Raw genomic sequence first — 17,922 nt, 5'->3', positions numbered from 1 at the left:
TTCCACCCCACCTTGTTCCTACTCGTACTCACTGGTTGGGTGTTGCACCGACTTTTTGCTGACGCAGTGTCACAACGCGGTGACCTCGGATGACGCCGCGTCGGGCAGCAGTTCGCCGTTTCAGGCATCGCTGGGACGGGCATAGGTACGGCCCTTCCAGGACGCGCCGCGGCCCCGGTAGTGCTGAACGGCCGAGTCGACGGTCATCAGGAGGTACAGCAGGGCCGTGAGCGGAAGCAGCGGAGCGAGCGCGGCGGGCTGCCGGTAGTAGCGCAGCATCGGCAGGTACGTGCCCGCCATCAGGAGCCAGGCGAGGCCCCCGGCCCACGCGGTCGCGGGCTCTCCGGCCGCGAGCCCCGTCAGGAGGGCCGCCGGGGGCACGAGGTACACGAGCACCAGCCCGGCGACGGTCCCGGCCAGCAGGATGGGCTGGTGGCGCAGTTGGGCGTAGGCGCTGCGCGAGACCATCCGCCACAGGTCGGCGAGCGCCGGGTACGGGCGCACGCTGTCCACCCGCTCCGCCAGACCGAGCCAGATCCGGCCGCCGGAGCGGTGGACCGCGCGGGCGAGGGAGACGTCGTCGATGACGGCCTGACGGATGCTGTCGGGGACCCCGGCGCGCACGGCGGCCTCGGTGCGCAGCAGCACGCAGCCGCCGGCGGCCGCCGCGGTGCGGGCGGAGGGCCGGTTGATCCGGCGGAAGGGGTAGAGCTGGGCGAAGAAGTACACGAAGGCCGGTACGACGAGCCGTTCCCAGAGGCCGGCGACGCGCAGGCGGGCCATCTGCGAGACGAGGTCGAGGTCGGCGGAGGTCGCGGCGGCGACGAGTTCGCGCAGGCTGTCGGGCTCGTGCGCGATGTCGGCGTCGGTGAGGAGCAGGAAGTCGGGCTCGGTGGCGTGCGCGGTGCGGGCGAGGAAGATGCCGTGGCGCAGCGCCCAGAGCTTGCCGGTCCAGCCGGGGGCGGGGTCGCCGGGGGAGGAGACGGTCAGCGGGAGTCCGGGCTGCCCGGCGGCGAGCCGGAGCGCGAGGGCGCCGGTGCCGTCGGTGCTGCCGTCGTCGACGAGGATGACCTCGGCCTCGCCGGGATAGTCCTGGGCGAGGAGCGAGGGCAGGCTGCGGGGCAGCACCTCGGCCTCGTCCCGGGCGGGGACGACGATCGCGACGGACGGCCAGTGGGTGGGGGCGGTGCGCGGGGGGAGGCGGACGTCGGTCCGCCAGAACATGCCCTGGGCGAGGGTGAGCCAGAGCCAGGCGGCGAGGGAGGCGTAGGCCGCGCAGGCGGCGGTGAAGAGGCCCATGGCGGCAGTGTGCCGGGCCCGGGCGGACGTGTCGCGCAACCGCCCGCGCCGGGTGCGGCGGCCCTCGCCGGGCGGACGGACGGCACCGGGCCCCGCCCGGGCGGGCGGTGGCCCGCGGGTGCGCCCCGTGGTCCTGCCGGCCGGGGTGGGCGGGGTCGGGTGTGGGCGGTGCCGGGCTCGGGTGGGGTGGGGGTCGACTAAGGTGGCCCGGTGAAGATCGCGCTCATGGACTCCGGAATCGGCCTCCTCGCGGCGGCCACGGCGGTGCGCCGGCTGCGGCCGGACGCGGACCTGGTCCTGTCCTCGGACCCCGACGGGATGCCCTGGGGGCCGCGGACCCCCGCCGACCTCACCGAGCGCGCGCTCGCCGTCGCCCGGGCCGCCGCCGAGCGCCGCCCGGACGCGCTGATCGTGGCCTGCAACACCGCCACCGTGCACGCCCTGGACGCCCTGCGCGCGGAGCTGGAGCCCGCCATCCCGGTCATCGGGACCGTGCCGGCGATCAAGCCCGCCGCGGTCGCCGGCGGCCGCGTCGCGATCTGGGCCACCCCCGCCACCACCGGCAGCGCCTACCAGCGCGGGCTGATCCGTGACTTCGCCAACGGGGTCCGGGTCACCGAGGTGCCGTGCCCCGGGCTGGCCGACGCCGTGGAGACCGCCGACGACGCCGCCGTCGCGGCCGCCGTGGCCGCGGCCGCCGCGCTGACGCCGGCCGACGTCACCGACGTGGTGCTCGGCTGCACGCACTACGAGCTCGTCGAGGACGCCATCCGGACCGCCCTCGCCGCGCGGACGGGGGGAGCCGCGCTCGTCTTCCACGGTTCCGCCGAGCCCGTCGCCGTCCAGGCGCTGCGCCGCCTCGGAGCCGGGCCGCAGCCCGCGCTGCCCCGCACGGGCGGACTGACGGTGCTGCGCAGCGGGCGCGAGGGCTCCCTGCCCGCCGCCGCGCTCAGGTACGCCGAGGGCCGGCTGCTCGCGGGCGAGGGCGCGCCCGTCGGCTGACGGGTCGAGAGCTCAACGAGACGGTCCGTCTTGCATGAGGTTCAAAGGTGCGTTACTTTTGGTCCGATCGCGAGACGGAACGGTTCGTCTCTCGTTTGCCCCCTCGGCCTCCCGGCCTCTCGGTTCCCGTCCCACTCGCCCCGAAGGGATCGCCCTTGCCCGCTCCGCTCGCCTCCACCCAGATCGTCCTGTCCGAGGTCACCAAGAGCTACGACACCCGCGTCGTCCTGGACCGCGTGAGCTGTACGGTCCGGCCCGGCGAGCGGGTCGGCGTCGTCGGCGACAACGGCTCCGGCAAGTCCACCCTGCTCCGGCTCCTCGCGGGACGGGAACGCCCCGACCACGGCGAGGTCACCGTCACCGCCCCCGGCGGCCTCGGGCACCTCGCGCAGACCCTCGACCTCCCGCCGGCCGCCCGCGTCGGCGACGCGGTCGACCTCGCCCTCGCCGACCTGCGCGCCCTCGAACGCCGGATCCGCGCCGCCGAGTCCCGTTTGCACCGGGCCGGTCCCGAGGAGCTGGCCGCGTACGGGGACCTCCTCACCGCCTACGAGGCGCGCGGCGGCCGCGACGCCGAGCGCCGCGTCGCGACCACCCTGCGCCACCTCGGCGAACGCCGCGCGCTCGACCCGGACCGCCGGCTCGGCACCCTGTCCGGCGGTCAGCGCTCCCGGCTCGCCCTCGCGGCCGCCCTCGCCGCCGAGCCCGAGCTGCTCCTGCTCGACGAGCCGACCAACGACCTCGACGACGAAGCGGTCGGCTGGCTGGAGGAGCGCCTGCGCACCCACCGCGGAACCGTCGTCGCCGTCACCCACGACCGGCTGTTCCTCGACCGCGTCACGACCGCCGTCCTGGAGGTGGACCAGGGCCGCCGGACGGTCCGCCGCTACGGCAACGGATACGCCGGGTTCCTGACCGCCCGCGCCGCCGAACGGGCCCGCTGGGAACGGGAGTACGAGGAGTGGCGCGCGGAGGTGCGCAGTGCCGAGCGGCTGGCCGACACCAACATCGGGCGGTTCGCCGCCATCCCGCGCAAGCTGCCCCGCGGCTTCAGCGGGGCCGGCGCCTTCCGCGCCCGCTCCCGGACCCACGGCGCCGCCGCCCGCATCCGCACGGCCCGCGAACGGCTGCACCGGCTGACCGAGAACCCCGTACCGCCGCCCCCGCGGCCGCTCGTCTTCACCGGCCGGTTCACCGAAGGCGCTGCCGGCGTGGTGGAGTTGGCCGGTGCGGAGGTCCCGGGACGGCTCGCCCCCCTCTCGCTCACACTCGCGCCCGGGGAGCGGCTGCTGGTGACCGGGCCCAACGGCGCCGGGAAATCGACCCTGTTGCACCTGCTGGTCGGTGAACTGGAGCCCGTACGAGGCCTCGTACGGACACCCCCGCGCGTGGGGCTGCTCCGGCAGGACGACCGGTGGGCCCGCGAACCCCGGTCAGCCGTCGAGATGTTCGGCGAGGAGTACGCCGAGCAGGCGGCCCGGCTCGGCCTGCTCGCCCCGGACGACCTCGTCCGGCCGGTAGGCGCCCTCTCGGCCGGCCAGCGGCGCAAGCTGGACCTGGCCCGGCTGGTGGCCCGCCCGCTCGACCTGCTGCTCCTGGACGAGCCGACGAACCACCTGGCGCCGGCCGTGGTGGAGGAACTGGAGGCGGCCCTGGCCCACTTCGGCGGGACCCTGGTCCTGGTCACGCACGACCGGCGGCTGCGCGCGGCCTTCCGGGGTCGCCGACTGGAGCTTCAGGGGGAGCCGGCGGCCGCGGTCCGGCCGGCCGCCGCGAGCCGCTGAGCCAGCGCCCGCAGGTCGTCCGCGTCCAGGATCCGCTCCCCGAACCCGGGCAGCGGCACGTGGAGCGCGGCCGTCCAGGACTCCGGGACCGCCCCCTGGCCGTACCGGGCCCCGGCCAGGGTCCCCGTCACCGCGGCCACCGTGTCGGTGTCCCCGCCCAGGTCCACCGCGGCCCGTACGGCGTCCGCGAACCCGGTGGTGGTCCGCAGCGCCCACACCGCGGAGCCCAGGCAGGGCCACACCGCTCCGTTGAACTCGGTGGCCAGGCCGGGATGCCAGTCGGGGGCGAGTACGCGGCCGTACCGCTCGCGGTGGTCCGGGTGCACCGCGGCGAGCGTCGCCGGGAGGGCGGCGAGCGGATCGGCTCCGTCCAGGGCGACGCGCACGAGCTCGTGCAGGACCGCCGTCCCCTCCCAGGCGGCCCGGTCGCCGTGCGTCAGCGCCGCGATCCGCCGCACCGCGTCCATGGTCCGTTCCCGCCCGCCGGCGGCGAAGTACACCGCCGAGGTGGCGGCCCGCATCAGGGAACCGTTGCCCGCCGCCCGGATGTTGACCTGGAAGTGCAGGGCGGCCGCGAGGTCCCACGGCTCGCCGTTCGTCAGCACGTCCTCGGTCTGCAGGCCTATGTCCTTCGGCCGGCCGGCCGCCCACCGCTGGAACCGGGCGAAGACGTCCGGGAGTTCGAGGCCGTCCCGCTCCAGCAGGGACTCGCCGACCAGTACGGCCATCTGCGTGTCGTCGGTCGCCTCGCCCGGATCCCAGCCGCCGCCCCCGCGCATCTCCTCCCCGCGCGCGGTCAGTTGTCCGGCCGGCCCGAACTCGTACGGCGCGCCGAGCGCGTCGCCCGCCGCCGAGCCCAGGACGGCGCCCACGGCGCGGTCGAGGCGGGTGGTCATCGTGTCTCCTCGGGGCAGACGGCGGCCAGCAGGGTGCGGGCGAAGCGGTCGAGGTCGTCCAGGCCGGCCGCCGCCAGGGTGGCCGGAGCGCCGGACAGCAGGTGGGGGATGGCGCCGTGCAGCGCGAGGGTGAGGGCGCGGGCCTGCTCCGGTCCGGCCGGCAGCCCGGCCGCGCGCAGCAGGTGCGCGTGCGCGGCGAAGTCCGCCGCGGCGATCGGGTCCAACAGCGCGGCCAGCCACGGCCGCCGCGTCCCCTCGGTCTGGAGCTCCAGGTACGCGAGGACGCGCGGCCGGCCGGGTCCGGCGACGTTCCGCAGCAGCCCGGCCAGCAGCGCCGCGAGCTGCCGCGCGTCGGCGGGCCCCGGGCCGGCCCCGGCCAGGGACGCGGCCAGTGCCCGGTACTGCTCGACGCAGCGTTCGGCGACGGCCCGCAGCAGGGCGTCCCGGGTCGGGAAGTAGTTCTTGGCCGTGCCCGTGGGCACGGCGGCGGCCGCGTCGACGGCACGGTGCGTGAGCCCGCGCCCGCCCGCTTCCGCCAGTACGGCGACGGCCGCGTCCCGCAGCCGATCCCTCCGGTCCTGATTCACGTTGCCACCCTAACTACATCCGTGGTACCACAGGTGTAGTACCACGGATGTGGTAGTCGCCGGCCGGGATCCAGGTGAAGGGACGCGCCATGAGCAGCGAGACCGAGACCGAGACCGAGGCGGAGGCCGTCGTGGTCGGAGCGGGAGTCGGTGGGCTCGCCACCGCCATCGGCCTGCGCCGCGCGGGCTGGAAGGTGACCGTCCTGGAGCGCCGCACCGAGCCCGACCGCTACGGCACCGCCTTCGGCATCCACCCCACCGCCCAGACCGCCCTCGACCGCCTCGGCCTCGGCGACGCGCTGCGGGCGCGCGCGGTCCCGTACCGCGACGCCCGTATCCGGCGCCCCGACGGCACGGTGCTTGCCGCCCTCCCGCTCGAACGGATCGAACGCAGGGCGGGCAGGCCGGAACTGCTCATTTCCCGCCCCTACTTGATCGACGCGCTGCTCGCGGAGCTCGACGGGCTCGGCGGCGTACGGATCGAATACGGGCACCGCCTCGCCGACGCCGCCGCACTCACCGCCGACCCGGACCGCCTGGTCGTCGGCGCCGACGGCATCAACAGCGTGGTCCGTACGGCGCACTTCGGGCACCGCAGCGGGCCGCGCCCGATCGGCACGGTCGCCTGGATCGGCATCGCCGGCTTCGAGACCGGCCTGTACGGCGAGACCTGGGGCGCCGGCCGCTTCTTCGGCATGACCCCCGTGGAGCCCGGCCGCACCAACTGGTACGCCACCGTCCCCGAGGCCACCACCGCCCGCGAGGTACGGGACGCCTTCGCCGACTGGCACGACCCCGTCCCGCGCGTTCTGGCCGAGACCGACCCGGCGACCTGGATCCGGTACGAGATGCGCCACCTCTACCCGGCGCTCCCGACCTTCGTCGCCGACGGCCGGGTCGCTCTCGTCGGCGACGCCGCCCACGCCATGACACCCAACCTCGGGCAGGGCGCCTGCACCGCCCTGCTCGACGCCGAGGCGCTGACGCGCGCCGTCGCCGCCATCGGATCCGCCGGCGGACCGGCCGGGCTGCCCGGGGCCCTGCGCGCGTACGACGCCGAGCGCCGCCGCAGCGCCCAGCGCGTGGCCTTCGGCTCCCGCAACCTGCACCGCTTCATGACCGCCCGCCGGCCCGCCCTGCGCGACGCGCTCGTCGGCCTGCTCCCCGGCTGAGGAACCACCGGGCGCGCTGATCCGACCGGGCGAGGGGCAGTGGCGTACCAGCGCAACGTGAGTACGCTGCTACACATGACGGCGCACCCCCCGGGTCCGTTGTGGACGGGCCGGGCCTCCAACCGCGTGCAGTGGCTGCTCGCAGCGGCCGGCGCGGCCTGTCTGGCGCTCGGCATCGAGCTCGCCGTCGACAACGCCTGGACCTCCGGCTTCGTCCCGCTCCTCATGGCCGTGGCCGGCTGCCTCGCCGCCGGGCTGCTCATCCTCTACGGCACGCTCGCCTTCGTGCACGTCGCCGTCACCATCGACTCCGAGGCCCTGTGCGTGCGCTGCGGCCACATAGGGCTGCCGCGCCGCACCATCCGGCTCACCGAGGTGACCTCCGCCGAGTTCCTCCCGCGGATCACCCCGCAGCAGTGGGGCGGCTGGGGCTACCGCTGGCGCCCCGAGAAGGGCACCGCGGTGATCGTCCGCCGAGGCGAGGGCCTGGAACTGCGCCTCGGCGACGGCAAGCTCTTCACGGTCACCGTCGACGACGCGGAAGACGCCGTCCGCGTCATCCGCACCCACCTGCGCGCCCTCGCCCGGTAGAGGGGCTTCCCGGGCGTCAGCGGGGGTGGATGCGGGTGATGCCGTACCAGTTCGAGACGCAGGTGGCGACCCAGTCCCGGTCGTAGTCCGCCGTGAAGAAGGGCTCGGCGAGGGCGCCGATGTACAGGGGCTGGTAGCCGACGTCCGTGGCGCCCCGGGCGGCCTCGGTGCGGATACGGGCGTTCTGCGCGTCCCAGGCCACGGAGCGGGCGACCGTGGTGGTGGTGAGCTGGCGGACGTGCGGGACGAGCGCGGCCACCGAGGCCAGGGCCAGGCAGCCCGCCGCGACGGCCGCGGTCGCGAGGGACGCGTCGGCGGAGCGGCGGCCCGCGAGCCGCCGGCCGCCGCGGGCCCCCAGCAGGGCGCCGTAGCCGCAGAGCGCGAGTTCCATCGGTACGAGGAAGTTCGTCCACGTACGGGCGTACGTCCACCCGCTCGGGCCGTAGCCGCTGCGCAGGCCCACCACCACAGCGAACGACCCCAGCACCACCACGGGCACCGGCAGCAGCAGCGCGGCGGTCAGCGTCCGGCGCGGGACGGTCCGCCGCGGCTCCCGCTTCCCGGGCGCGCGGCCGCGCAGGCCGCACGCCAGGCCCAGGAGGACACCGACGGCGGCGGCTCCGAGGTAGGCCCACTGGCCGGTGACGGAGTCCCACACGCGCAGCCAGTCCGCGAACGTGCCCCGGAGTTCGCCCGCGGACAGCAGGGACTCCTTGTCCGGCTGCTGGGCCCGCCGCCAGCGGGCGCCGGGCGAGGTGTAGAGCACGGCCAGACCGCAGACGAGGCCGGAGCACCAGAGCAGGCACCAGGTGGACGGACGCCAGTTCCGGGCCAGCCCGAACCGGGGGATGCAGAGCAGCCCGACCAGGCCGGCGAGCAGTCCGCTGACGAGCGCGAACGGTTCGCTCAGGGTGCCCAGCGCGAAGCCGATGAGGAACGCCGAGACGAAACCGGCCACGCGGACGGGAGAGCGCGGACCGCGGACGGTCCACAGGGCCAGCAGGAGCGCCCACACGCCGATGACGCTCGGAACGGTGTGCGAGATCGTGGCAGGCGCCCACAGCAGTACCTGGTAGCTGCGGGTGCCCGCGAAGTAGATCAGCGCCTGCACGACCAGGGCGCAGGCGGTCAGGACCAGCGGCCGGGGCCTGCCGCCGAGGAAACGGACGAGCTCGCGCCCCAACAGGACCAGCCCGGCGGTGAAGCAGACGACGATGACCGTCGGCAGGATCTTGATCCCGGCGAGTCCGTCGCCGTAGACGACACCGCTCAGGAAGGCGTTGGCGATCCGGCCGTTCTGGGTCAGGTAGAAATCGGAGGTGATGCCGAGGACTCCCAGGTCACGGGCCTTCCACGCGGCGCACCAGTCGTCGGACGTGGGCCGCACGTAGAGACCGAGGAAGCAGCCGACGGCGATCAGGCCACCGGCCGCCGCGACGAGCGTCGCCCCGGCCGCCGGGAGGAGCCCGCGCAGGAGGGGGCGGCCGCCCCTTCCCCCGCCCGCCGCGGGGCCGGGGGCGCGGACGTCCTCGTCCTCCAACGCAGCAGTGCTCATTCACCACCTCTTCGCAGCGGGCCCGCGAGCCCCCATCGTGTGCACGGCCCGCCGCCCCCTGCATCCCGGGTGCGCCAGGACGGGTGGGGAGCCACGAGACCCCCTGGCGTCCCGCGCTCACCCGGGCGGCGGGCGTTCCGTGGCAGCCTCCGCCCGGGTCTCCCAGGATGGGGAAGGCGGGTCCGCACGGACCCGGGGCCGGCGGAGGGAGTGGCGATGCCCGGTGTCCTCGGCTGCTGGGCGGTCGCCACGGCGGCCTTCGCGAGCTTCGCCGTCCCCCTGTGTCCCGTGGGCAGTCACGCGCCCCTGTCGGCCCTCGCCGCGCCCACCGTCGGCCTCCTCTCCAACACGGACGCCGCCGAAGGGGTGCCGCCGGCCGTCGCCGAGGGCGCGCGGTACGTCGAGGGGAGCAACGTCCTGCGGCTGGCGTCGGGCCGGTGGAAGTACCTGCCCGCAGGCCGCAAGACGTCGCTCGTGGTCGCCGACGGCCATCCGCCGGCCGTGCGGCAGATCGCGCAGAGCCGCGCCTGGCTGGCCTCCGGCCGGGTCCCGGGCAGGTCGCCGGCCCAGCGCGCGGCGGCCGAGCGGGCCCTCCTCGCCCTGCGCGCCCTGCTCCGGCCCAACGGCGCCGTGGCCGCGGGGTGGAGCCCCGGCTGGCAGTACTCCTGGCCGCGCGACTCCAGCTTCGCCTCCGCCGCCTTCGCGCACACCGGCCACGACGCGGAGGCCTACCGGATCCTGCGCTACAGCGCCGCGACCCAGCGCACGGACGGCACCTGGGAGGCGCGGACGAAGCTCGACGCGTCCGGCCCGCCCGACGGCAGGTGGTGGCAGCTCGACGCCAACGGCTGGGTCCCGTGGGCCACCTGGCAGTGGTACCGGACGGCCCCCTCGGCCACCCGCAGCCTCCGGCTGGCCCCCCTCTACCCGATGATCCGCAAGGCGGCCGACCGCGCGGCGGCCTCCCTGCGGACGGACGGGCTGCCGCCGGCCTCCCCCGACTACTGGGAGCTGATGACGGCCACCACGAACATCGGTACGGCCGCGCCGCTGCTCGCCGGGCTCAACGCCTCCGCCGACCTCGCCCGGGAGGCGGGCCGGCCGGACGACGCGGCGCGCTGGGCCCGGGCGGCGCGGCGGCTCTCGGCCGGGATCTCGGCGCGGTTCGCCCCCCTGGGCTACCAGCGCACCGTCGACGGACGGCACGGACGCGACAGCGCGGTGACGTTCATGGCGCCCCCCTTCAACGCGGCCCCGGCCGGCCTGCCCGGAGCGCTGGACGCCACGTACCGGGCGCTGCTCCTGCCCAACGGGGGCCTGACCCCGGGGAACGACGCCACGGCCCCCTGGGGCGGGAACGCCTGGACGCCCAGTACGGCGCTCTTCGCGCTCGCCTGGGCCGCCACGGGAAGCCCGGCGAAGGCCGGACCGGTACTCGACTGGGTCCTGGCCAGGCGGAACGCGCTCGGTGAACTGCCGGAGAAGGTGGACAAGGAGGGCAGGCCCGCCTCGGTCGCCCCCCTCGCGTGGACGGGCGCGATCGCGGTCCTGGCGCTCGTGGCGCTCGACGGGACGGCGCTCCCCACCCCGCCCCTGCGGTCCTGAGGCCGGATCAGACCGGGTCCGTCCCGTCACCCGGCGGCGGTGCGGTGCGCAGCCGCTCCAGCGCGGCCAGCAGGTGCCGGTAGGCGAGCCGTTCGGCCGCCAGCGCCCGGCCGAGCGGCGGGTCGTGCGGGTCGTGCGGGTCGTGCGGTGAGCGGGCCTTCGCCGCGGCCGCGAGCCGGAGCCCCCTCGCCCGGTCCACCTCGTTCCCGGCCGCGAGGTACGCGTCGTCGAGGAGCCGGTGTTCGAGTACTTCGCCGAAGGCGCGCTCCGCCAGGGCGTGGAGCCGGTCCAGGTCGTCGCTGCAGCTCGCGGGGGCCTGCCCGGCGCAGCTTTCGTCGAGGGCCCGGGACAGCGATCCGAGGGTCGCGCCGAGCTCCGGGTACCCCCAGGCCGGCGCCGTGTCGGCCCGGCACCCGGTGGCGAGGGCCACCAGCACGGCGGCGCAGGCCACGGCGCGGACCCTTCCCGGTCCCGCGCTCCCGCGCGCGGTGGAGCAAGCGGTCATGGGAGCTCCGATCACCGGCCCTGGTGCCGGTCAGCCGGTCAGCCCGTCGGGAGCCGGCCCCGGCCGCTTCCTGACGTGGTGCCCGCCATCGTCACCCGCACGGGTCGGCGCTGCCACCCGGACAGGACCTAGCGCCCTGCCTGCACCACCGTCGAGGGCTGGACCGCGCGGTGCCACGGGGAGGAGGGCGGGCGGCTGCCGGCGGGTTCGGATCCGGCCGGGGGAGCCGTCGTCACGTGGAGACCGGCGTCCAGGCCGAGGGCCGCCGCCAGGGTCGTGCCGTCCGGCTCGGCCACGGCCGCCGGTGCGCCCGTGTAGAGCATCTGCGACTCGTACCAGGACGGCGCGTCGCCCGGGCCCGACACGCCGACCGTGCCCGTGCCCGCGCGGCCGGCGAGCAGCCCGCCCGTGACGCCGACGGCGCCGTAGCCGCCCTCGCCGCCCGCCTCGGTGACCGGGGAGAACGTCGGCGCGTGGCCGCCCGCCGTGGCCAGGCTCGTACCGACGGTGCCCGTGCCGGGGCGGCGGAACCAGAGGCGGACGCCGTCGCCCTGCGGGCCCGCCGAGAGCGGACCGGTGGTCGCCGGCAGGCCGGTCGGGAGGGGGCCGCCGAACGGGGCGTCCGGCGTCGGCTGGACCCAGGCCAGTACGGACTGGGCGGTGGCCGCGTACACGTGGCGCCGTCCCGCCGCGTCCGTCGCGGTGACCGGGTCGCCCTGGAGGGCGGCGCCGCCCAGGGACCGCCACCCGCCGAAGCCGCCGTCGGGGGTGTCCTGCGCGCGGGCGCGCAGGGTGCGCCGGGAGTCGCGTACGTACACGGTCATCCGGCCCGTGCGGTCCACGGCCACGGCCGGGGCGCTGATCGCCGAGGTGCCGGATATGTCGTCCGTGTCCGGGGTGCCGAGCGACTGCCACGGGCCGAACGCGCCGCCGGGGGCGGCCTGGACGGCGTACACGAGGTCGCGCCCGTACTCCTGGGGTGCGGTGCCCAGGGTGGTGCGGGTGCCGAAGACCGCGATCCTGCCGTCGGGGAGGCGGACGGAGGTCGCGCCCGCGTCGATCCCGGCGCCTGGGAGGAACTCGGGGCCCTGCCAGGGGGCCTTGGGGCCGCTGCGCGACCAGTAGGCCATCCGGCCGTCCAGGACGGCGAAGGCCCACAGCCGGCCGGAGGCGCCCTCGGTCATCCAGGAGGTGCCGTCGCCCCGGCTGTAGCGGATGGTCTGGTTCCAGCCGGCGCCGGTGGGCCGCGTCGCGGTCTTGCGGTCGCCGCAGCCGGCGGCGCTGCCGCACCAGTCCTGGTGGTCCGTCCAGGCGTAGGTCTTGAGGTAGCCGAGCTTCTCCTCGGCGGCCTGCGGGTCGAGCGTCGGGGGCAGGGAGCTGTTCGGGTAGCTCACGTAGTTCTGCACCGAGAAGTGCGGCCGGTCCCCGGACCGCGCGTAGCGTTCGGCCGCGGCCTGCACGAAGCGGGCCCCGTACATGTGGTCCTGGTGGTCGAGGAAGGCCCCGCCGCCCTGCGCCCGGCCGGGCGTCGGGTCCTGCGTCCGTATCGTGGTCGGCCGGAACCTCGCGAAGACGTCCGCGATGGCCTCGACGGCCTGGTCCTTCGTGTACGAGAACCCGCTCTTGACCGGCGTCCCGGAGGTCAGCTGGGAGCCCAGGGCGGGCACCTTGCCGTCCCACAGGCCGCGCAGGCTGTCCGGATTGTCGCCGGAGATGCTGCGGGCCTCGCGGAGCTGCATCCATATGAGGTTGACCTCGGGCCGGGCGACGAGGACGTCCACCTCGGCGCTCCCGCCCCCGGCGGTGGGTATGGACGTGCGCTGCCAGGCGCTGGTGCGGTTGCCGGTGGCCATCTGCGCGTAGGCGGCCCGGATGCCGTTCTGCCGGGCCTCCGCGTAGGCGGCGTGGTCGGCGGGGCGTGCCGGGTCCTCCAGGTGCGGGCTGTGGGCCTCGTTCCTGCCGTCGGACTCGCCCGAGGTCAGGTACACCGTGGCGACCTTCACGCCCGTCGATATGGAGCGGCTCAGGTCGGGGTTCATGAAGAAGAGGTCGTCGTCGGGGTGCGCGACGACGTGGAGGACCGTGCCTTCGGTCACACTCGGGCGGAGGACCGCCTCCGGAGCCGCCGGCTCCGGCGCGTTCCCGTATCCGTAGGCCCAGGTCGTCACCCCGGCGGCGCCGATGGTGAGCGCGGTGAGCAGGCCCGCGAGGCGGGTGCGGCTGGCCAGGGACATGTACGACGCCTTGAGGATCGGTCCGGTGCGGAATTCCGCCGAGGGGGTGAGTCGGTGTCCCGATGGCTCCACCGCTTCCGGAGACGACCGGCCCCGATTATGCCCCGCGGGTTTGCGACTGACACACCCTCAAACGGCATATGGAATAAGTCGAGTTGAATGCATCGTATGCGTCAGATATCCCATTTGTCATTACTTGGGTGGTGATCGTGACGGGCCCGGACCAGCACGGGCGCTTACCGGTCTCCGAGGCGTGGGGACGTACACTCCGCCAGATGAGCAGCAGTGTCACCCGCGCGGCCGGGAACGAGCCCTCGCAGCCCGCCGACGGAGCCCCGGCCGAGGCCGCGCCGCCCCACGCCACGGCCCGCGGCGACGCCCCCGCGGCCCCCGCCCCCGCGCCGCGCAAGGGAGCCTGGCTGGTGCGCTCCGTGCTCGCCGCCCTCTCCGGCGTGCTGCTCTACCTCAGCTTCCCGCCCCGCCCCCTGTGGTGGCTGGCCCCCTTCGGCATCGCCCTGCTCGCCGGCTGCCTCCACGGCCGCCGCGCCCGGGCCGGCTTCGGCCTCGGCTTCCTCGCCGGCCTCGGCTTCCTGCTGCCGCTCCTCGTCTGGACCGGCGAGGAGGTCGGCCCGGTGCCCTGGCTGGCACTGGTCAGCCTCGAAGCCCTCCTGATCGGCCTCACCGGCCTCGGCATCGCCCTCGTCAGCCGGCTCCCCGCCTGGCCGCTGTTCGCCGCAGCCGTCTGGGTCGCGGGCGAGGCCCTGCGCGCCCGGGCGCCCTTCGGCGGGTTCCCCTGGGGCAAGCTGGCCTTCGGGCAGGCCGACGGCGTCTTCACCCCGCTCGCCGCCCTCGGCGGCACCCCCCTGCTCTCCTTCGGCGTCGCCCTGTGCGGATTCGGCCTCTACGAAGCCGTGCGCATCGCCCGCCGCCACCCCACCCGCGCCACCGCCGCGCTGGCCGCGCTCACCATCGCCGCGCCGATCGGCGCCGGACTCGCCGCCCGCCCGCTGGTCTCCGACGCGGCCGAGGACGGCACCGTCGTGGCCGCCGTCATCCAGGGCAACGTGCCGCGCCTCGGCCTCGACTTCAACTCCCAGCGCCGCGCCGTCCTCGACAACCACGCCAAGCGCACCCTCCAGCTCGCCGAGGACGTCAAGGCCGGCCGCGCTCCGAAGCCCGACTTCGTCGTCTGGCCGGAGAACTCCTCCGACCTCGACCCGTACGCCGAACCCGACGCCCGCGCCGTCATCGACCAGGCGGTCAAGGCCATCGGCGTGCCCGTGGCGATCGGCGCCGTCGTGTCCCCGGAGACGGGTCCGCTGCGCAACACGATGATCCTCTGGGACCCGGTCGCCGGCCCCACCGCGACCTACGACAAGCGCAAGATCCAGCCCTTCGGCGAGCGCATCCCGATGCGCTCCTTCGTCCGGCTCTTCAGCTCCGACGTGGACCGGGTGCGCCGCGACTTCGGCCCCGGCAAGGAGCCCGGCGTCTTCGACATGGCCGGCAGCGGCGTGGGCATGGTCACCTGCTTCGAGGCCGCCTTCGACGACGCCGTCCGCTCCACCGTCCAGGACGGTGCCCAGGTCATCGCCGTGCCGAGCAACAACGCCACCTTCGGCCGGACCCAGATGACCTACCAGCAGCTGGCCATGGACCGGATCCGCGCCGTCGAACACAGCCGGACCGTCCTCGTCCCCGTCACCAGCGGGGTCAGCGCGGTCATCCGCCCCGACGGCAGGATCACCGCGGAGACCAAGATGTTCACCGCGGACGCCCTCGTCGCCGAGATCCCGCTGCGCTCCACCCGTACCCCGGCCACCGTGGTCGGACCGCTCCCCGAGTACGCGCTGCTCCTCGTCGCCGCCGGCGGCTTCGGCCTGCTCCTGGCCCGACGGATCCGCGCGCGCCGGGCGGCCTGAGACGGGGGACGGCGCCCCGGCCTCGTAGGGTCGGGGGATGACCACACCCGATTACATCCGCGCCATCCGAGCCACCGCCGGGCACCAGCTGCTCCTGCTGCCCGGGGTCACGGCCATCGTCCTCGACGACCTGGGCCGGGTGCTGCTCGGCCGGCGCTCCGACACCGGCCGGTGGTCCGTGGTCGGCGGAATCGCCGAACCGGGGGAGCAGCCCGCCGAGACCGCCGTGCGCGAGGTGTACGAGGAGACGGCGGTGCGCTGCGTCCCCGAGCGGGTGGTGCTCGTCCAGATGCTGGAGCCGATCACCTACCCCAACGGCGACATCTGCCAGTTCCAGGACATCACCTTCCGCTGCCGCGCGACCGGCGGCGAGGCGCGGGCCAATGACCACGAGTCCCTCGAAGTGGCCTGGTTCGAGGTGGACGCGCTGCCGCCGCTGGAACCCTTCGCCCTGGACCGGATCCACCGGGCCCTGCGCGACGAGCCCACCTGGTTCGCGGCGCCCGCGGAGATCCCGGAATAGGACGCGTCCGGCAAACCGGTCGGGTGTGGTCCGGCTCACCTGGGGAGGGCCGGGAGCGGGCTGTAAGGTTCCGCAGATCCGACGGCGGTCATAGGACAGTCGTACGTTCACAAGGGGTGGTCGGGGTATGGGCGCGGGCAGTTCAGCCGGAGGGCCGCAACCGAGCGGCGTCACGCGGGCCGGTGCCGCACGTGACGGCCGTACGCGCGAGGGAGCCGCGGGCGGACGCCTGGCGGTCCTCGACGGCGTCCGGGTCCTCGCCGCGCTCTCCGTGCTCTTCTACCACTACGTGGTCCTCGACAGCGCCTGGGGCGAACCGACCAAGGGCGTCTTCCCCGCCGCCCACGGGTTCGCCGTCTACGGCTGGCTCGGCGTCGAGATCTTCTTCCTGGTCAGCGGGTTCGTCATCTGCATGAGCACCTGGGGCCGGACCGTGGGCGACTTCGCGGTGTCCCGGATATCCAGGCTGTTCCCCGCCTACTGGGCGGCCGTGGCCTTCACCTCCCTCGTGCTGTTCAACTGGCCCGAGGTGAGGAGGATCAAGACGGGTGACGCGCTGGTGAACCTGTCGATGATGCAGGCCGGCATCGGGGTCCCCCACATCGACGACGTGTACTGGACCCTCTTCGTCGAGCTCAAGTTCTACGTCCTGTTCGCCCTCGTCGTGATGCGCGGCGTGACCTACCGCAACTGCGTCCTCTTCTGCGGGGCCTGGACCCTCGCGGGCGTGGTGGCCCCCGCCGTCGACAGCGGAGTGCTGTCCTTCTTCGCGGCGTCGTCCGCCTCCCCGTACTTCATCGCCGGCATCGCCTTCTACCTGATGCGGCGCTTCGGGCCGAACGCCGTCCTGTGGGCCGTCATCGGCCTCCAGTTCCTCCTCGCGCAGCACCACGTGCACGACCGCATGACCGCCAGCCTGGGCCCGGGCGTCACCCAGCAGACGCCCGTCTGGCCCGCCCACGCGATCATCCTGCTCGGCTTAGTCCTCATGGCGGCGATAGCCCTCGGCGCCCTCGACGGCATCCGGTGGCGCTGGCTCCCGCACGCCGGAGCGATCACGTACCCGCTCTACCTGATCCACATGCTGGCCGGGCTGACCTTCATCCACCACTTCCGCCACCAGGTGGCGCCCGTACCCCTGGCCCTCGGCGTCACCGCCCTCATGGTGCTGCTCGCCTGGCTCATCCACCGGTTCGTCGAACGCCCGCTGGGCCGGTTCCTGCGCGACCGGCTGCGGCGCGGCGTCCAGGACATCCGCTCGGGGACCCCGGCCCCGCCCCCGCTGCGACGGCTGCCCGCGCAGCCCTCCGCGCCCGAGGCGGAACGCATCCCGGCCACCCGCTAGGCGGCCCTAGCCGGCGTCGGCCGCCTCCCGGTACAGCTCCACCGCCTGGTCGCCCATCACCGCGCTGTACGAGATCTCCGGCACGGTCCCGCCGCCCTCGTGGCCGCCGAGCACCCCGGCCAGCGCGCCGTCCACCAGCCAGGGGCTGCCGCTGGTGCCGCCGCTGAGCTCAGGGCAGCCGATCCGCCGCTGGGTCTCGGAGAACAGGTCGGTGGTGTTGGCGCAGCGCAGCGGGGCCTCCAGGGTCCGCGGGTACCCGATGACCGTCACCGCGGCGTCGTCCGGCTGCCCGGCGGCGACCGGGAAACCGCCCACGAGGTCCTCGACGGACCCGCTCTGCCCGGCGTCCACCGGGGCCACCGTCGCGAAGGCGATGTCGTCGTCCGGGTCCTGGCCCTCGGTCCAGCCCGGGGCGAGGTACACCCCGGTGAGCTTCCAGAGGCCGTACGGGGCCTCGCCGTCCCGGTAGCCCGGCGCGAAGACGGTGGTGTACGGGCTCTCCAGACAGTGCGCGGCGGTGGCGATCACATCGCGGTCGTCGCTGCGCACCACGGAGGCGGTGCAGAAGTGCCCGCCGTCGAGCCCGTCCGCGAAGAGCGCGCCCACCCGGTCCGCCGTGGCGCCGGGCAGCGCCCGCGCGGTGATCCCGAGCGGCGGTCCGGCCGCGGCGTCGGGCACGTCCACGCCGAGCAGCGCCGCCATCGCGGTCAGCGCGAGCAGGATCCGTGACGCCCGCCGCGCACGGATGCGCCGGGCCGGCCGGGGGAGCATGCGGTGGATCATGCTTCCACCCTGCCCGCCGAACCTATGTCCGGAGCCCGGTGTTCCGTATGAATCCCCTGTGAATCCCGTGGGGCCGGTGTGAAACCCGGACGGACGGACCCGCGAGGCCAGGCCCCGTC

The 17,922-nt window shown here is 75.3% G+C and carries 15 protein-coding genes; 8 read left to right on the top strand and 7 right to left on the bottom strand.

The genetic code is table 11. From position 1 onward, the window contains the following. Window positions 1-120: 120 nt before the first annotated feature. On the bottom strand, window positions 121-1,299 hold the full coding sequence (locus AB0D29_RS17835; protein ID WP_362855194.1) for a glycosyltransferase: 1,179 nt from the start codon (window positions 1,297-1,299) through the stop codon (window positions 121-123). Window positions 1,300-1,509: 210 nt separating this feature from the next. On the opposite strand from AB0D29_RS17835, the gene AB0D29_RS17830 reads away from it, so the two are divergent. Next, a complete protein-coding gene (locus tag AB0D29_RS17830; protein WP_362855192.1) occupies window positions 1,510-2,301 on the top strand; it encodes an aspartate/glutamate racemase family protein in 792 nt (263 codons plus the stop codon). Between the two features lie 155 nt (window positions 2,302-2,456). Next, window positions 2,457-4,085, top strand: a complete 1,629-nt coding sequence (locus AB0D29_RS17825; RefSeq protein WP_362855190.1) for an ATP-binding cassette domain-containing protein — start codon at window positions 2,457-2,459, stop codon at window positions 4,083-4,085. On the opposite strand, the gene AB0D29_RS17820 is transcribed toward AB0D29_RS17825, so the two are convergent. Together AB0D29_RS17820 and AB0D29_RS17815 are read right to left on the bottom strand one after the other, a co-directional pair. Continuing rightward, a complete protein-coding gene (locus tag AB0D29_RS17820; RefSeq protein WP_362855188.1) occupies window positions 4,037-4,981 on the bottom strand; it encodes an ADP-ribosylglycohydrolase family protein in 945 nt (314 codons plus the stop codon). The genes AB0D29_RS17825 and AB0D29_RS17820 overlap by 49 nt on opposite strands. Further along, on the bottom strand, window positions 4,978-5,568 hold the full coding sequence (locus AB0D29_RS17815) for a TetR/AcrR family transcriptional regulator (RefSeq protein ID WP_362855186.1): 591 nt from the start codon (window positions 5,566-5,568) through the stop codon (window positions 4,978-4,980). The genes AB0D29_RS17820 and AB0D29_RS17815 overlap by 4 nt, the downstream gene beginning before the upstream one ends. Before the next feature lie 89 nt (window positions 5,569-5,657). Here AB0D29_RS17815 and AB0D29_RS17810 point away from each other — a divergent pair, with 89 nt between their 5' ends. Both AB0D29_RS17810 and AB0D29_RS17805 read left to right on the top strand, forming a co-directional pair. Then, window positions 5,658-6,740, top strand: a complete 1,083-nt coding sequence (locus AB0D29_RS17810; protein ID WP_362855184.1) for an NAD(P)/FAD-dependent oxidoreductase — start codon at window positions 5,658-5,660, stop codon at window positions 6,738-6,740. A gap of 75 nt (window positions 6,741-6,815) precedes the next feature. Further along, window positions 6,816-7,331 carry a hypothetical protein gene (locus tag AB0D29_RS17805; protein WP_362855182.1) on the top strand — a complete coding sequence of 172 codons (516 nt, stop codon included), beginning with the start codon at window positions 6,816-6,818 and terminating at the stop codon, window positions 7,329-7,331. Window positions 7,332-7,347: 16 nt separating this feature from the next. On the opposite strand, the gene AB0D29_RS17800 is transcribed toward AB0D29_RS17805, so the two are convergent. Further along, window positions 7,348-8,886: a DUF6056 family protein gene (locus AB0D29_RS17800; RefSeq protein ID WP_362855180.1), complete on the bottom strand. Its 1,539-nt coding sequence runs from the start codon at window positions 8,884-8,886 to the stop codon at window positions 7,348-7,350. Between the two features lie 216 nt (window positions 8,887-9,102). On the opposite strand from AB0D29_RS17800, the gene AB0D29_RS17795 reads away from it, so the two are divergent. After that, complete coding sequence (locus AB0D29_RS17795) at window positions 9,103-10,491, top strand: hypothetical protein (protein ID WP_362855178.1); 1,389 nt, start codon at window positions 9,103-9,105, stop codon at window positions 10,489-10,491. A gap of 7 nt (window positions 10,492-10,498) precedes the next feature. Here AB0D29_RS17795 and AB0D29_RS17790 read toward each other — a convergent pair whose 3' ends face one another. Both AB0D29_RS17790 and AB0D29_RS17785 read right to left on the bottom strand, forming a co-directional pair. Then, window positions 10,499-10,996, bottom strand: coding sequence for a hypothetical protein (locus AB0D29_RS17790; protein WP_362855177.1), 498 nt, complete (start codon window positions 10,994-10,996; stop codon window positions 10,499-10,501). A gap of 128 nt (window positions 10,997-11,124) precedes the next feature. Continuing rightward, window positions 11,125-13,230, bottom strand: coding sequence for a PIG-L family deacetylase (locus tag AB0D29_RS17785; RefSeq protein ID WP_362855175.1), 2,106 nt, complete (start codon window positions 13,228-13,230; stop codon window positions 11,125-11,127). Window positions 13,231-13,505: 275 nt separating this feature from the next. Between AB0D29_RS17785 and lnt the strand changes: the two genes are divergently transcribed. The 3 genes from lnt (at window position 13,506) to AB0D29_RS17770 (ending at window position 17,020) form a co-directional block, all read left to right on the top strand. After that, window positions 13,506-15,152 carry an apolipoprotein N-acyltransferase gene (gene lnt / locus AB0D29_RS17780; protein ID WP_362855173.1) on the top strand — a complete coding sequence of 549 codons (1,647 nt, stop codon included), beginning with the start codon at window positions 13,506-13,508 and terminating at the stop codon, window positions 15,150-15,152. A 37-nt stretch (window positions 15,153-15,189) separates the two neighbouring features. Beyond that, window positions 15,190-15,675, top strand: coding sequence for an NUDIX domain-containing protein (locus AB0D29_RS17775; protein ID WP_362855171.1), 486 nt, complete (start codon window positions 15,190-15,192; stop codon window positions 15,673-15,675). A 127-nt stretch (window positions 15,676-15,802) separates the two neighbouring features. Then, the gene (locus AB0D29_RS17770; protein WP_362855169.1) at window positions 15,803-17,020 is read left to right on the top strand and encodes an acyltransferase; all 1,218 of its coding nucleotides are present in this window, start codon (window positions 15,803-15,805) and stop codon (window positions 17,018-17,020) included. A 6-nt stretch (window positions 17,021-17,026) separates the two neighbouring features. Here AB0D29_RS17770 and AB0D29_RS17765 read toward each other — a convergent pair whose 3' ends face one another. After that, window positions 17,027-17,803: a trypsin-like serine protease gene (locus AB0D29_RS17765; RefSeq protein ID WP_362855167.1), complete on the bottom strand. Its 777-nt coding sequence runs from the start codon at window positions 17,801-17,803 to the stop codon at window positions 17,027-17,029. Window positions 17,804-17,922: the final 119 nt, after the last annotated feature.

The organism is Streptomyces sp. NPDC048424, assembly GCF_040651555.1.
Classification (GTDB): domain Bacteria; phylum Actinomycetota; class Actinomycetes; order Streptomycetales; family Streptomycetaceae; genus Streptomyces.
Note: the sequence above shows the minus strand (reverse complement) of the source record. Positions and strands in the feature narration are given on the sequence as shown.